The organism is Paenibacillus sp. FSL P4-0338 (assembly GCF_038002365.1).
Lineage (GTDB): Bacteria > Bacillota > Bacilli > Paenibacillales > Paenibacillaceae > Paenibacillus_AQ.
The window spans coordinates 929,056-943,098 of the sequence record NZ_JBBOCG010000002.1 but is presented as its reverse complement, the minus strand read 5'-3'; the positions used below and the strand labels follow the sequence as shown (position 1 = coordinate 943,098).

Below are 14,043 nucleotides of genomic sequence, written 5' to 3'. Positions count from 1 at the left end.
TTACAGGAGGCAGATATTCATGAATCAACATGTTACCTTGCCAATTGAGGTACAGGACTTCTACAATGCAGTAAACCAATACCAGCCCGACGCTCTGATCGAATTGTTCGCTCCCGGCGCTACCGTGAAGGATAACGGGAAGTCGGCCGAAGGCACAGAAGCCATTGCGGCTTGGGGTGAATCCGAGCTTTTCTCTGCTAAGGTCCGCTTTACTATTATGGAAATTGAAGAAATCCAGGGCCGCATTGCGGTGACCGCTGAGATGGAGGGGGAGTTCAATAAGAACCGTGTTCCCGCCCCGCAGCAGTTCACCCATGAATTCAAGGTACAAGGCGGCAAAATCAGCGAGCTGATCATCACGCTAAAATAAGCTTTAATGTATCCAGCACAAAATCACCCTAACGGGTGAACGGGATAGCACCGAATGTATGCTGTTTTTGATATACATTTGGGCCATACGTCTGCGTACGAGCTCAATGTGTACTGTTTTTAGCATACATTCGGGACGTGTGCCTGCGTGCGAGCACTATGCTGTTTTCCACATACATTCGGCCCGCCCTCCCTCACGCCAGCATCCTCGAGATAAATGAAGGAGCATGATCCTCCATCCTAATTTCCTGCAAGTGGAAACGGCTTTGCCGTCCTTTTAGAGGACGGTACCGTTTCAGCGAGAAATAGAAGGATAATTTATCATGTGGAACGTATAATTCTAGAGTAAAGGGCTGGTGCAACCCAGCCCCTCCTCATCAAACCGTACGTGAGGTTTTCCCTCATACGGCTTTCCGATGTTTGTCATTCATCGGCATGCAGATTACAATAGCGTTTTTAGTCCATATTGGATGGTCAAATATCTAACTTCTGACCGGGATCTCATCCATCTTCCTCGTTGTCTCTTCTTCGCATACCACCGGGTAAATCGTTGCAGAATATACCAATCCAGTTTTGCTAACCTCTTTTGGCTGTACTTTGTGTAATAGTAGTTTCTCCATCCTTGAATCTTGGGATTGAGCCATTCCACGTGTTCCGCAAACGATTTCGAACGCATGCTGGGCGGTGCTAATCTTTCTTTAACCACGCCTCGAATTCGTTCCTCCGCCTTCTTCGTTAGCCACTGCTGCGTGGTGTAATACACCTTGCCTTGGGATGTTTCTGCCTTCTTTTTCCGGTGGTGCATTCCTAAGAAGTCGAATCCTTCGTCTCCTGTCCATAAGCCGACAATACGGGTTTTGGTTGGGTGTAGCGTCAGCTCCAGACGTTCCATGATTCTGCGTATGAGTTCATACGCATGTCCGGCGTCCTTTTTAGTTTTACAGACCACCACAAGATCGTCTGCATACCTCGTGAGTTCACCTACTCCTTTCCCGTGTTTTTCCCACAGTCGGTCAAAATAGTTCAGATAGATGTTCGCCAAAAGTGGTGAGATCACTCCACCTTGTGGTGTGCCTAAATCGGAACGTCTTACGTTTCCTTCTTCCATGACTCCCGCCTGAAGCCACTTCCGGATTAACTTCAGGATTCGTCTGTCATTGATACGCATTTGTACCAATTTCATCAGTTTCTCCTGGTTAATATTGTCGAAGTAACCTTGGATGTCGACGTCGACTACCCAATTTCCTTTGCGGTTGCAGGCTTTCCGGATTCGATCCAGTGCTCCTTTCGCACTTCGCTTCGGGCGAAATCCGAAGGATACTTCTTCGAAATCCGCTTCGAAGATCGGTTCAATGACGAGTTTGGTTGCCATCTGCACCACTCGGTCGCGCACGCTGGGTATGCCCAGCGGTCTTGGTTTCCCGTCTTTCTTTGGGATATAGTGCCGCCGTACGGGCTGTGGGTGGTAGTTACCATCCTTTAATGCTCGCTCGCAGTCTTTGAGAAATTGCACTTCTCCTTGTTTCTCAATATCCGCGAGCGTCACCGTATCTACTCCGGCAGCCCCCTTGTTCGCTTTCACCCGTTTCCAGGCTTCACTCAGCACATCCCAGCGGTAGACTTTGTCGTACAGTGCATGGAATTTACGCTTGTTGTTCTCCTTGGCCGCATGACCTAGCTTTTCTTGGAGTTCTTGAACTTTTTCCTTAGGTGTCGTTAGCCTACTGGCATTCACTCACTCGTACCTCCTCCAAAAGCATAAACAAAGCAGGGCTCCTTCTCTCCCTAAGGTTATGTTGTCCTTAGGTTCCTCGGTACTATGAGCCCCTCGGACTCCCTTCCCACAGACGGTTCATTTCATCTTTTGGACTTATAGAGCGTCTTTTTACGGGTTTCTAAAAAAAAAATCCTCCCGTGTGGGGGAGGGTCTCCCCAGTTCACTATGTCTTCTTTCCTTCCATGCCGATCCCCATACGCCGGAGGATTCTTCACTGCCGTTCCAAGTTCTCTGCAGCTTCCATGGTCTTCACCCATATAAGCGAGGTTCGACTTCCTCTCTTCCCCCTTGCGGGGCCTTTATGACGACGCGGCAGGATTCACTTCATGTTACGGCCTGGCGGGTTGCTCGCCCTGTCTCTGACCGGACTTTTGTCGATGCGCTTCTACGCACGGATTTCGCCGTACGCAGGCATCCTAGCTACACGGGGGCTTGGCCCCTCCCGTGACCGGACTTTCACCGGTTAGAAGATACGCGCTTTCTGGGCACGCCTTATATTTAAAAAAGAAATCGTTCCTTCGGAAGATTGGGCTCCCGCCCAGCCCTTTCAAAGGAGCGATTTCTTTGGTATGAGACAATCCTCCCCAAATGCTATGAATAATTGAAACACTCCGCCGTCCAGCGCCGCGCCAAGCGTGCCCCCCTGCTTCTCAACCAATTGCTTCACAATGGCTAAGCCGAGACCGAGCTGACCGCTCGACCGCGAAGGATCGCTGGTGTACGTCCGCTCGAACAGCCTCGGCAGATCCTGCTCACGGATATGCTCCGTTTCATTGACGAACTTCAGCTTCACTTGCTGCTGTTCCGTAAACAGGGAGATGGTTAAGCGGTTCTTGCCGTAACGGAGCACATTCTGGAGCACATTGGAGAAAATGCGGATCATGGCTTTTTCATCCAGGGAAATCGTCTTGACGTTCTCATCCAGATGAAGCTGCACCTCAATGCCCTTCTGCGTAAGGTCCGGATGAAACGCCAGAATCACTTCGCTCAGTAGACTGTAGAGATAGACCGGCTGGCTGTCCAAGGGAGAGTCCCCCGAGTCCATACTGGATAATTCATAGAATGATTCCACAATATTGTTCATGACCGCCATTTTATGCATGATGATCTCCATATACTGCTGCCGCTCGGCCTCGGAGGCAAGGGGATCTTTCAGCAGATAGGCATATCCATGCATGGACGTAAGCGGAGTCCGCAGATCATGGGACAGATTGGCAATCTCTTCCTTCACGGCGCGCTCTCTCGACTGGTGGATCACCCGCTCTCTCTGGCGCTGATCCAGCAGCCGGTTAAGGGCCACGATGAGCTTCTCCATCTCCTTCCCGGGCAGAGGCAGCTTGACATGCAGGTGCTGCAGGGAAGACGACTCCCACTCCGTCAATTGCCGCCGCACTTGAATCATGCTCTGCCGCTGCAGTAGATACACAAGCAATATCCCTACAGCCGCCAGAGCGGCAATGATGGCTATAGCAAGATACATTTGTCTTCCCTCCTTAGCTGCACCTGTTAGAACTCTTCCTTCCTGAACAGATACAATCCCAATACATAAAAGAACACTGTAAACACCATTCCTGTAACCCACGGCTCCCAGGCAGGATAGGTTGCCACATCGTAGGCATGGAACAAATAATAAGCAGGGCTGTGACTGTAGAGCCAGGCCGCCCAGGTAAATCTGCCTTTCAGAGCGCTCAGAATCATATAGGGCAGGAAATAGATCAGCAGGAACACGGTAGATATCTGTGCATTCTTGTTCATCACAGCGGTAAGACAGAAGTAGGTGGTTACGCCGGCAATCATAATAGGCAGCAGACCAAGCAGCATCTGGCAGTATTCCGTAAGCGCATATTCATAGCTGCGCAGCAGCAGCCTTGAACCGAGCAGGACCGATATCCCGACCAGAACGAGCGCGAACAGCAGGAAGCCGGCCAGTGTAACCAGCAGCTTGACGGTGTAAATCGAGCGTCTGCTGAAGCCGTAGGCTACGGTATTTTTGAGCACATGCTTGTGATCTCCCATCAGGATTCCGGTGAAAATAGTCAGCAATGCGAAGATCACCGGCATCATTGACAGCACATTGCGGTAGAAGAAGCGCTCATTCCCATAGGGGAAATCCGGCACAGACTGATGAAAGACCTTGAGAGTTATAGCGGCAGCGACCATTAACACCGCACAGAGCAACCCGTAATAATAATAGCTCTTGGTGCGGACAAAACGGTACTGCTCACTTTTCATCAGATTAAGCATGACGCTCACCTCCCAGCAGACCCAGGTAGTATTCTTCCAGATCCCCGCCGGTGGCCGCAATGGAATACACGCTGACGCCCTGGGCATGAAGCACCCGGTTGAGCTGATCGGTCTTATCCATACCACCAGAGAGCACAATCCGGTGTCCCGGCAGAATCCGGTAAGGGATGCCCGGGAAATGCTTCTCCAGAACGGTAGACGCTTTGCCGCTGTCATCCACCACGATCTCTACATTTCTTCTGGTCTTCTGCAGCAGTTCTTCTGCCGTCAATTGCTCCACAATCCGCCCCTGGTCCATGAAAATATAACGGGTAGCCACACTCTGCAGCTCAGACAATACGTGACTTGAGATGAGGATCGTGATCCTTTTCTCTTCATTCAGCGTCTGCAGGAGCTGGCGGATCTCCGCCTTTCCCTCCGGGTCAAGGCCATTGGTCGGTTCATCCAGAATCAGCAGCTCGGGGCGGGTCATCAGCGCAAGCGCGAGTCCCAGCCGCTGTTTCATTCCGAGGGAGAAGGCTTTGAATTTCTTGTTTGCGGCATGAAGCAGATTGACATCCTTAAGCGCCTGCTCAATGGAATCCTTGCCAGCCAGCCCCCTCTGCAGGCGGAAATACTCCAGGTTCTGCCTGGCTGTGAATTCCGGGAAGAACGCCGGCTCTTCAATCATCGCCCCGATGCTCCGGCGTCCCTTCCGCAGACGGGCGTCATCCCGGTGTCCGTAGAGCGCAATCGCGCCTTTTGTTGGAAACACCTGCTCTGTAATACATTTGAACAGCGTGGTTTTGCCTGCGCCATTTTTACCGATCAGTGCTACGATATCCCCTGACTCAACCTGCAGGTTAATATCCCGGAGTGCGGAAGAATCCTGATAGGTCTTACTGAGCGCCTTAATCTCCAATATACAATGCATCATCGTTAAGACTCCCTTGCCGTTTGATAATTCCATTGTATAAAGAACACTTTTAATAAGCTTTAAGCAAAGTCTTAAGAAAGTGTAAAGAAATCCCCTAGACCAGCTTGAACCCGATGCCCCAAATCGTGCGGATATACTCTTCTTCCGTGATTGCAGCCAGTTTGGCCCGCAGATTGCTGATATGTACATTAATGGTGTTATCGTCTCCCAGGTAGGTGCCGCCCCAGATTTGCCGGTACAGCTCGCTTTTGGAGAAGATATGCTCCGGCCTCGACATCAGCACCGCCAGCAGTTCAAATTCGTATTTGGTTAAAGCCAGGACCTGGCCGTCCAGCATAACCTCCCGCCGCTGCTTGTCCATGACCAGCCCGCGTACCTTAAGCATCTGTCCCTCAGAACCTGCGGCAGGCGCATATTGCAGCCGGCGGAGCTGCGCGTACACTCTGGCCAGCACCTCCTCCTGGTCAAAGGGCTTAGTAATGTAGTCATCCGCTCCCAGACGCAGCAGACTCACCTTGTCCTCCAGCGTGCTTTTGGCCGAGATTACAATGATGGGTACGGTTGACTGCTCACGGATCTGTGCAATCAGAGATTCACCGCTCATGCCCGGCAGCATCAGGTCCAGCAGGATTAACTGGTAGTCTTCAAGCGACATTCGGAGGGAGGCTTCACTCCCTGAGAATGCAGGCACGGCCGTCAGTCCTTCACCTGTCAGCATCCGGCACAGCAGGCGGTTAATGTCGGCATCATCTTCTACCACAAGTACGCTGAGATTAGCGTGGTTCACTTTAGCCTGCCTCCTTACGGATCACAATAAAGCAGGTGCTGTCCGGAAGCGGCACAGGCTCTCCGCTCTCACCCATAATCTTAACCCGGTCCTCCAGCGCCTCCGTATATCCCTCCTGCAAATAATGACGGAAGACCTCTATCTTGGCCCGGTCCCCAAGCGTCTGCTGAATGAATGCGGCGTACTGCGAGGGTGTGAAATAACCGAACTGCTCCTGAACCTCATGAATGTAGGCTTCCTCTCCCCAGGTGTAGGTATAGAGGAATTCCATCGCATCATTTACCGGCATCAGAACCTCCTGTTCGCCAAGCTGTTCATAACGGATATTCCGACCGGCAAAATCCTTCGCGTACCGCTCCAGCCACGCCATACCGTCCGCCTCCAGAAACCGCACCCGGCGCTGCTGCTCCTCCGGCTCACTCATAATGCCGTCGCGGATAATAATCGTTCCTCCATCTGCCAATACATCGAAGGCACTGGTCAGCGCTGCCGCCACCGTGCCGTGATTGAACTTCCGGCCGTCCAGCGGCACATAAGAATACAGCTCATGCAGAATCGATGAGAAAATCACCGTGTCCACCGTGCCCCGCTCCACGTAATCCTTCAGGTTCAGCGCATCGCCCTGGAGCACCTCCCAGCGGCGGTCCTCCCGCTGCTTGCGCTGCCGCAGCGCTTCAATCACATTGCTTGAGATATCAATCCCCACAGGCACTACCTCCGGCATCCGCTCCTCAATCAGATCAAGCAGCACCCCGCCGCCGGGGCCGATGTCCAGCACCTTCCGTCCGGTAACGTAGTCCAGAATCACTGCCTTATAGTCAGCCGTATCATTCATCTGGCTTAAGTACGTGTCCTCATTGTGGAAGCGGTCAAAGGCGTCCCTCCGCAGATCGAACAGGTCGAACAGCAGCAGGACCGCCCGTTCATACAGCGCCGACTTCTCGGCCTCTATGCAGAACTCAATCAGCTTCTCCGCTGCCGCTGAGAACTCGAACTGGAAGAATAGCGTATCCGGCAGATGCTCCTTACCCAGCAGCCGGTGCGTAAGATGCGGGTTGCCGCCGGAAGGCTTCACGCCGCTGTAGATCTCCTCCCAGCCAAGCTCCGAGAGATACTTCTCAATAATCCGTTTTTTATAGACATTGATCTTCTTGCTGCCCTTGTAATCATAATGAATACTGTTCATGACCGCCTCGAAGCTGAGATGGCTTAGCTGGCTTAGCTGCAGCGGGCTGCTGCCGGCCACCAGACTCATGACCTTCAGGAACTGCTCCAGCGAGAAGGTCTGGAGCGCCGATTCCACATACCAGAAGGTGGCAGGCTGCAGCGGCTCCAGCGCAGCTGGGAGGAAGCCCTCCTGCACCAGCCCGTCCCACTCCGCCTCATAATCCTCCCCCTGCGCAATGGACCCGGCGCGCATTCTCCGCAGACGCTCCTTCATCGGGACCTCAGGCTGCAGATTCCCTGAGGCAATTACAGCAATCAGCTCCATGACCTGCGGACGGACCTCCTGCCACAGCTCCGGGGATACCGCAGCAATGATGCAGTGATTCAGTGCGAACAGCAGCCGCTCCAGCTCCTCTGCGCCCAGCAGTCCCTGCTCCACCAGTGCGGACAACGGAAGATTGACGGAAGGCGGAACCTCGCCGCGGATTTGCTGTCCAATCAGCCCATGAGTCTCAATCAGCGTATGTATCACCCGTCTCTTCTCCGCAGAGCCTGCCTCGTCCTGCTTCAACCCTTCCGCATACCGCCGGTACAACTCCGCGGAGCCGATATTATGAACGAAAATATTAATGCCCTCTTCCTGCCAGCTCCGGCGCTGACGGAGAGTCCCGCCCTTAGCCGTCTCCGACCAGATCAGCGTCTCCTCGGCCAGCTCCTTGATCCAATACGACAGCGGCAGACTGTCCAGCACCCGCAGGCTCCGCTCCACATAATCCAGCACCGGATTCTGCTGCGCAAGCGACTGCAGCGATTCTACCCGCTCCAGGTTCACAATCGTCTGCTCCGCCTGCACGATGGACTCCAGCCATGGATAGCCTTCTCCGGCAGGCCACCCTCCTTCACGATATGCCTCTATAGCCCGTAATGATTTCAGCATTTGCATGCCTCCCTATGTAATAGCAATCTATATACAATAGCCCATGTACTTCAGGTTTGAATCAGAAGCTCTGACGAATTGAACAAACCGCAAGCTTCTGGATAGAAGCTTGCGGCTACGGAGAGCTCTTGTTCAATTGTATCAGATCTATGGCCGGGAATCAGATTCCGCTCATTTCACTCCTGCCATGAATTCTCTGTAATCCTTGGCAATCTCTTTGGACAGCGTATGGTGCAGATAATGACCGCCTTCGAGCGGCACCAGCTTACCGTACACGGAATCCTTCACCTGCTCCTCATGCAGCTTCATCCAGCCTTCAACGTCGGTATTATTCGACTGTATGAAGAGCAGCAGCGGAAGCTCTTTGGGGAAGGCCAGCGCCTGGGCTGCTGTGAAATTCTCCTTGAAATGGTCGATCTCATTCATGACAGTGTCATTGTTTAAGTTCTTTGTGGCGATCATTTTCATCTGCTGCTTGGTGTGCTCGTCGAACGGAAGCCCGGCATACGGGTCGGGGCCTATCTTTTGGAACAATCTCATAATGCCGGATTTGTCGAGGAACTTCAGCGTCCCCACCGGTATTTTATCGTCCAATCCCCCTTGGTTCGGCACACTGCTGTCAATTCCTACAAAAGCCTGCACTTCATCCTTATACTTGTTCACATAATCCAGCCCGTAGATGCCGGCGATGGAATGACCCATGAGCGTGTAACGTTTGATCCCAAGCTGCTGCAACGCTTCATGAATCTCACTGACGATATTGTCCGAGGTCCGTTCTTTATCTGTCCGGTCACTTAAGCCATAGCCGAACGGCTCCACCACGACTACTTTGTAGTTAGGGGACAGCTCGTCTACCAGCGGTTTGAAGTCAAGTGCGGGCGCCCCGGTGCCATACCCCGTCAGCAGCACCACGGTCTCCTCACCCGATCCCTGGATGAGTACATTCATCTTCTTACCATCGACTGGCACAAGCTGACCGTACTGATCAATCTTCTTCAGCTCCGATTTGCTGCTGATGATATTGACCACAAATACTACGGCAAAAAATAACACGATCACAATCAGCAATGCCGCTATAGATTTAAGCAGAATTCTGAGTCCTTTTTTCATTATACAATCACCTGTCCTTATGAATCGGATGTGCTGCCTTGATGAGGAGCTAAGGATAGTATATATAATGAAAATGTACTCTCCGTGACGGTAATATGAACGGAGGATGAACGGGAGAAACAAACTTAATTCGCCGGTATATTCAGCGGCAGCGTTACAATGAAGCTTGTGCCTGCGCCAAGCTCACTCTCGACCCGGATATCTCCTTGGTGAAGCAGCACGATCTGCTTCACGATCGCCAGCCCCATCCCGCTGCCGTTATACTTGTTGCTGTGGGAGCGGTCCGCCTTGAAGAAGCGTTCGAAGATCCGCTTCTGGTCCTCGGGGGCGATCCCGATGCCGGTATCGGATACACGAACGGTCACACTTTTATTATCTTGCTTCGTATGGACACTTATTACTCCCCCATCCCCGGAGAACTTGATGCTGTTGCCCAGCAGGTTCGTCCATACCTGGCTCAACAGGTCATAATCCGCCGTGAGCACGGCAGCCGTCAGCTGAAGATCGAAGTTGATGCGCCGGGCCGACCATTGCGGCTGAAGAGCAACGATCACGCGCCGGATCTGTTCATCCAGGCTGAAGGTGGTGAACCGGAGCTGCTGGGACTGCGATTCCAGCAGGCTCAGCTTCAGCAGGCTGTCGCTCATCTTGGACATCCGTTCGGCTTCCCCGATGATGATATCGAGATAGCGGCCCCGCTCGCTCTCAGGAATATTCATCTGCTTCAGTGCCAGGGCATAGCCGGAGATGGAGGTCAGCGGCGACTGCACCTCATGAGATACATTCGACACGAAGTCACGGCGCATCTGCTCCAGCTGCTGCAGATCATGCATCATCTCCTCGAAGCTGCGCGCGAGGGCACCCAGCTCTCCCGATTGCTTGATATTCAGCTTCACGTTGAAGTCTCCGGCTGCGATCTTGCGCGTCGCATTGGTCAGCTTCTTAATCGGCCGGACCAGGAACATGGCCGCTACCAGGATCACAAGACTGCCGGAGATCAGCGAATACACCACGAAATACACCAGCCATTTCAGCACAAAGGCGGAAGAGGGGGGGCCGACAGGCTCTACGAACAAGGCTTTTTTTTCCGTATCCGTAGTTAATTGCAGCCCTAGGAGGCTGGTGGAGATGCCTGTCGGATTGACCTGCACAATTCCGCCTGCCAGCACCTGCTGGACCTGCGCTTCAGTCACGGTCTCCAGCTTCATCCCTTCTGGACCGCCATAAGACTGAACCCCGCCGTTCTCATCATAAATCCGCACATGATAGGTCTCAAGCTGATTCATGCCTGCAACGAACTCGTTGGCTTCGTTCAGCGGAAAGCTCTTATAGATCCGTACGATATCTTGTCCGAAGCGCAGCAAGGGAACCTGCAGATTCTCGTTCAATTCGTCTTTATATATCCAGATCGCCAGATTGAAGGAGATCACTGTCCCCCCGATCACGGAGACCAGGAAGGTCAGGACCACTCGGGTATAGAGGGATTTGATCATTCAGTAACCTCAAGCCGGTAGCCCAGACCGCGGACAGTCTCGATCCGAAAATCCGGCGAAGCCGCAAACCGTTCACGCAGACGCTTGATATGTACATCTATCGTCCGGTCATCCCCGGCGTAATCGATCCCCCAGATCTGGTCGATCAACTGCTCGCGGGTATAGACCTGTCCCGGTGTTCCAGCCAGCTTATAGAGCAGCTCGAACTCCTTAAGCGGCAGGGACAGCGCTTCTGTCCCGTTCATCACCTTGTAGGTCTGCCGGTCCAGCATCACCTCTCCGATACGGATCGTATGCGACTTGCCGATTCCCGAGCGTTTCAGCAAGGCTCTGACGCGGACCGTCAGCTCCAGCGGATCGAAGGGCTTGGTCAGATAATCATCGGTTCCCAGCTCGAAGCCCTTCACCTTCTCCCAGGTCTCCCCCTTTGCCGTCAGCATTAACAGCGGCAGCTCCGGGTCCGCTCTGCGGAGCTCCTTGCATAGCGCCCAGCCGTCCATCACCGGCATCATAATATCCAGGATGACCAGATCCACATGTGTTCTGGCATAGACCGCCAGCGCCTCTTGGCCGTCTGACGCTTCAGCGGTATCGAAACCGTCATTGCGCAGAAATAGGCAGACAAGCTCGCGGATATTCGCATCGTCGTCTGCAACAAGTATAGTAGGCATCTATTCCCTCTTTTCGTATGATCCGGCCTTATAAATCTCTATTCCCTCTAGCATCACCCTGCTGCCTTGCCGGTATGCACTGCACTAGCATCCACTCCGGCCTCGCGCTCCGGCTAGGTGCCGAACCGCTGCCGGTAACCGCATTTGCGGCACAGCTCCTCCACGGCCTCCCGGCGGGAGAAGCCATAGAACAGATTATTCGCCCGTTCCCCCTCGACAATCTCGGAGAACGGTTGCTCATGAATATTGCCGAGGTTGATCACCCCTTCGCCATCCAGACAGCACGGCACAACGGTGCCGTCTACCAGGACCGCCGCCTGGCTGCGCAGCGCATGGCAGAAGCCCTTGCCGTCATCCTCCGGCTCATGCAGTGCGGGCCATCTGAACTCGTGGTCCTGGTTCAGGTACACACGCGGGGCAATCTTCACGCCGCTGCCGGGGATGACCTTCTCCTCGATCCTGTAGTCGAGTCCGAAGGCCTCCTCCAGCAGAGCCAGTGTCTCGCGGTTACGCTCCTTCTCCAGATTCGTCCGGTTGTCCTCTGTCAGATTCCAAAGCCGGAACGAGACAATAACGCCCTGAGCTGAGATCTCCCGGACAAACTGGATAATCTCTGTAAGATAACCTTCACGGTTCTCCGAGCCTGCATGGCCGTCGAAGCTGTGCAGCGAGAAGTTCATCTGCCGCAGCGCCGGCTTGCCGAGCAGCTTCGGCCCCGCCTTACGGATTAGCGTGCCGTTGGTCGTAATGTTAACCTTGAAGCCCTTGGCGTGTGCGGCATCCAGCAGCTCGCCCAGTTTCGGATGCAGCAGCGGCTCGCCTTTGACATGCAGATAGATATGATTGCTATGCGGTTTGATCTCATCAAGAATGGTACCAAACGTCTCCAGCTTCATGAAGTTCTTCTGCCGCTCCGTGGGCGGACAGAAGCTGCAGGCCAGGTTGCAGACGCTTGTGATCTCGATGTACACCTTTTTGAACGTCTTCAAGTTCCGCTCCCCATTTCAATATATAATGCAGGCCAGGCTGCCCGTTACGCTAGAGATCCGAAGCATACCGCAGGCCGATCTGGGCCCTCGCCTCTTCCATCAGCTCTGCCACCGCCAGGGAATTGGCGTGGCTGTTGGTCGCGCTCTCCCGCTGCCCGCTCTTCAGCAGATGAATGAACTCCTCAACCTCATAGTACATTGCCTCATACACCTGCGGGAGCGTAAGCTCCTCGACGGTTCCGTCGCGGTAGTGGATTTTGACCTGATAGGGCTGGTTAATCTTGTCGATAACCATTGTTGCGTTCTCTCCCTGAATCTCGGCAGGCAGATAGGAGTCCGCAATCTTGGAATGCATAATGACCGCCCCCATGTCCGGGTAGCGCATCACCATACTGCCTTCTCCGTCCACACCCGAAGCAAGCATCAGGCCTGCCGCCTTCACTGTATCCGGCTTGCCGAACAAGACCACCATCGGATACAGGCAGTAGATGCCCAAATCCATCAGAGAGCCGTTAGAATATTCAGGATTGAACGCGTTCAGCACCGTCCCCTGACGGTAAGCATCATACCTCGAAGAGTATTGACAATAACCTGCGAAGTAGCGCCGGACTTGGCCTAGCTTATATAAATTATCCCGGATCACACCAAAATTCGGCATGAACGTGGATTTCATCGCTTCCATGAACAGCACATCATTGCGGCGCGCCGCTTCAATCATCTCCTTCAGCTCCCGGCTGTTGGAGGCCGCCGGCTTCTCACAAATCACATGCTTGCCGTGGTTCAGACAGATCAATGAATGCTCCGCATGCATCGAGTTGGGGCTGGCGATATAGACCGCGTCCACCTCTGCGCTTGATACCATCGCCTCCAGATCCGTATAGATCGAAGCCCCGGCATACTTGGCGGCAAAAGCCTGTCCCTTCTCCTCTGTGCGGGAATACACGGCCGTAAGCAGAAACTCCTCATTCTCAAGTCCCGCCTGCACAAAGCGGTCTGTAATCCAGTTAGTCCCTACAACCCCGAAACGAATAGTCATGAATGATCCCGTCCTTTTTCAAAATATATAGAATTTATATGTTCACGTTATACATTATCCTTCTATTTCATGCCGAAACGGTAGCGTCCTCTAAAAGGATGGCAAAGCCGTGTCCACTTGAAATGTCAGCTATACCTGCTATTTTCTCATTCCATGATAGGTATGTCCACTTATATACCGTAATTTCCGACAAATTCCGCTAGATTTCGCTTGTGAAAAAAAGCACCTGAGGATAAGCACAGAATTCACCTTCATTCGGCCAACACCTCTCAGACTATGAGACCATTGATCCAGCCGTTACCTCCTGGAATCCATGCATTAACCCCAGGCAGAATCATACCCCACAGTGGAGCCATTCTACTTCAACGAACCTTGCATTAACTCCCACCGAGCCATTCCACTCCACTAGCCTTGCATTAACTTCAACAGAGCCATTCCACTCCAACTAGCCTTGCATTAACTTTAACAGCCGAGCCTGCAATTGTACTTCGTACAATAGAATCGCGTGTAAAGCCCCCGTTTTGCCATTCTGCTGTATTTCGTACAA

12 protein-coding genes are annotated in these 14,043 nt (G+C 53.1%); 1 reads left to right on the top strand and 11 read right to left on the bottom strand.

Features of this window, described 5'->3' with window-relative positions:
• Window positions 1-19 precede the first annotated feature (19 nt).
• Window positions 20-370 carry a nuclear transport factor 2 family protein gene (locus tag MKZ07_RS28110; RefSeq protein ID WP_051494108.1) on the top strand — a complete coding sequence of 117 codons (351 nt, stop codon included), beginning with the start codon at window positions 20-22 and terminating at the stop codon, window positions 368-370.
• A gap of 441 nt (window positions 371-811) precedes the next feature.
• Here the strand turns inward: MKZ07_RS28110 and ltrA are convergent, their stop codons facing one another.
• The 11 genes from ltrA to MKZ07_RS28055 all read right to left on the bottom strand — a co-directional run bounded on the left by ltrA (window position 812) and on the right by MKZ07_RS28055 (window position 13,496).
• Window positions 812-2,104, bottom strand: coding sequence for a group II intron reverse transcriptase/maturase (gene ltrA / locus MKZ07_RS28105; RefSeq protein WP_036694821.1), 1,293 nt, complete (start codon window positions 2,102-2,104; stop codon window positions 812-814).
• 589 nt (window positions 2,105-2,693) lie between these two features.
• On the bottom strand, window positions 2,694-3,626 hold the full coding sequence (locus MKZ07_RS28100) for a sensor histidine kinase (RefSeq protein WP_036702018.1): 933 nt from the start codon (window positions 3,624-3,626) through the stop codon (window positions 2,694-2,696).
• Window positions 3,627-3,652: 26 nt separating this feature from the next.
• The gene (locus MKZ07_RS28095; RefSeq protein ID WP_036702016.1) at window positions 3,653-4,390 is read right to left on the bottom strand and encodes an ABC transporter permease; all 738 of its coding nucleotides are present in this window, start codon (window positions 4,388-4,390) and stop codon (window positions 3,653-3,655) included.
• Window positions 4,383-5,306 carry an ABC transporter ATP-binding protein gene (locus MKZ07_RS28090; RefSeq protein WP_341028841.1) on the bottom strand — a complete coding sequence of 308 codons (924 nt, stop codon included), beginning with the start codon at window positions 5,304-5,306 and terminating at the stop codon, window positions 4,383-4,385. Before MKZ07_RS28090 ends, MKZ07_RS28095 begins: the two co-directional genes overlap by 8 nt.
• A gap of 94 nt (window positions 5,307-5,400) precedes the next feature.
• Window positions 5,401-6,093: a response regulator transcription factor gene (locus MKZ07_RS28085; RefSeq protein WP_036702012.1), complete on the bottom strand. Its 693-nt coding sequence runs from the start codon at window positions 6,091-6,093 to the stop codon at window positions 5,401-5,403.
• Window position 6,094: 1 nt separating this feature from the next.
• A complete protein-coding gene (locus tag MKZ07_RS28080) occupies window positions 6,095-8,197 on the bottom strand; it encodes a class I SAM-dependent methyltransferase (RefSeq protein ID WP_036702010.1) in 2,103 nt (700 codons plus the stop codon).
• A gap of 171 nt (window positions 8,198-8,368) precedes the next feature.
• A complete protein-coding gene (locus tag MKZ07_RS28075) occupies window positions 8,369-9,307 on the bottom strand; it encodes an alpha/beta hydrolase (RefSeq protein ID WP_051494107.1) in 939 nt (312 codons plus the stop codon).
• 125 nt (window positions 9,308-9,432) lie between these two features.
• On the bottom strand, window positions 9,433-10,800 hold the full coding sequence (locus MKZ07_RS28070) for a sensor histidine kinase (RefSeq protein WP_036702009.1): 1,368 nt from the start codon (window positions 10,798-10,800) through the stop codon (window positions 9,433-9,435).
• Entirely contained in the window at window positions 10,797-11,471 is a 675-nt protein-coding gene (locus MKZ07_RS28065) for a response regulator transcription factor (RefSeq protein ID WP_036702007.1), read from the bottom strand. Before MKZ07_RS28065 ends, MKZ07_RS28070 begins: the two co-directional genes overlap by 4 nt.
• Before the next feature lie 113 nt (window positions 11,472-11,584).
• On the bottom strand, window positions 11,585-12,460 hold the full coding sequence (locus MKZ07_RS28060; protein ID WP_036702005.1) for a radical SAM/SPASM domain-containing protein: 876 nt from the start codon (window positions 12,458-12,460) through the stop codon (window positions 11,585-11,587).
• A gap of 49 nt (window positions 12,461-12,509) precedes the next feature.
• Window positions 12,510-13,496 carry a Gfo/Idh/MocA family protein gene (locus tag MKZ07_RS28055; protein ID WP_036702003.1) on the bottom strand — a complete coding sequence of 329 codons (987 nt, stop codon included), beginning with the start codon at window positions 13,494-13,496 and terminating at the stop codon, window positions 12,510-12,512.
• Between the last annotated feature and the right edge of the window lie 547 nt (window positions 13,497-14,043).

Coding starts and splice junctions, on each gene's coding strand:
- MKZ07_RS28080 (WP_036702010.1), bottom strand. CDS start 8,197: ATGCTGAAATCATTACGGGCTATAGAGGCATATCGTGAAGGAGGGTGG.
- MKZ07_RS28075 (WP_051494107.1), bottom strand. CDS start 9,307: ATGAAAAAAGGACTCAGAATTCTGCTTAAATCTATAGCGGCATTGCTG.
- MKZ07_RS28055 (WP_036702003.1), bottom strand. CDS start 13,496: ATGACTATTCGTTTCGGGGTTGTAGGGACTAACTGGATTACAGACCGC.
- MKZ07_RS28070 (WP_036702009.1), bottom strand. CDS start 10,800: ATGATCAAATCCCTCTATACCCGAGTGGTCCTGACCTTCCTGGTCTCC.
- MKZ07_RS28065 (WP_036702007.1), bottom strand. CDS start 11,471: ATGCCTACTATACTTGTTGCAGACGACGATGCGAATATCCGCGAGCTT.
- MKZ07_RS28100 (WP_036702018.1), bottom strand. CDS start 3,626: ATGTATCTTGCTATAGCCATCATTGCCGCTCTGGCGGCTGTAGGGATA.
- MKZ07_RS28095 (WP_036702016.1), bottom strand. CDS start 4,390: ATGCTTAATCTGATGAAAAGTGAGCAGTACCGTTTTGTCCGCACCAAG.
- MKZ07_RS28110 (WP_051494108.1), top strand. CDS start 20: ATGAATCAACATGTTACCTTGCCAATTGAGGTACAGGACTTCTACAAT.
- MKZ07_RS28090 (WP_341028841.1), bottom strand. CDS start 5,306: ATGATGCATTGTATATTGGAGATTAAGGCGCTCAGTAAGACCTATCAG.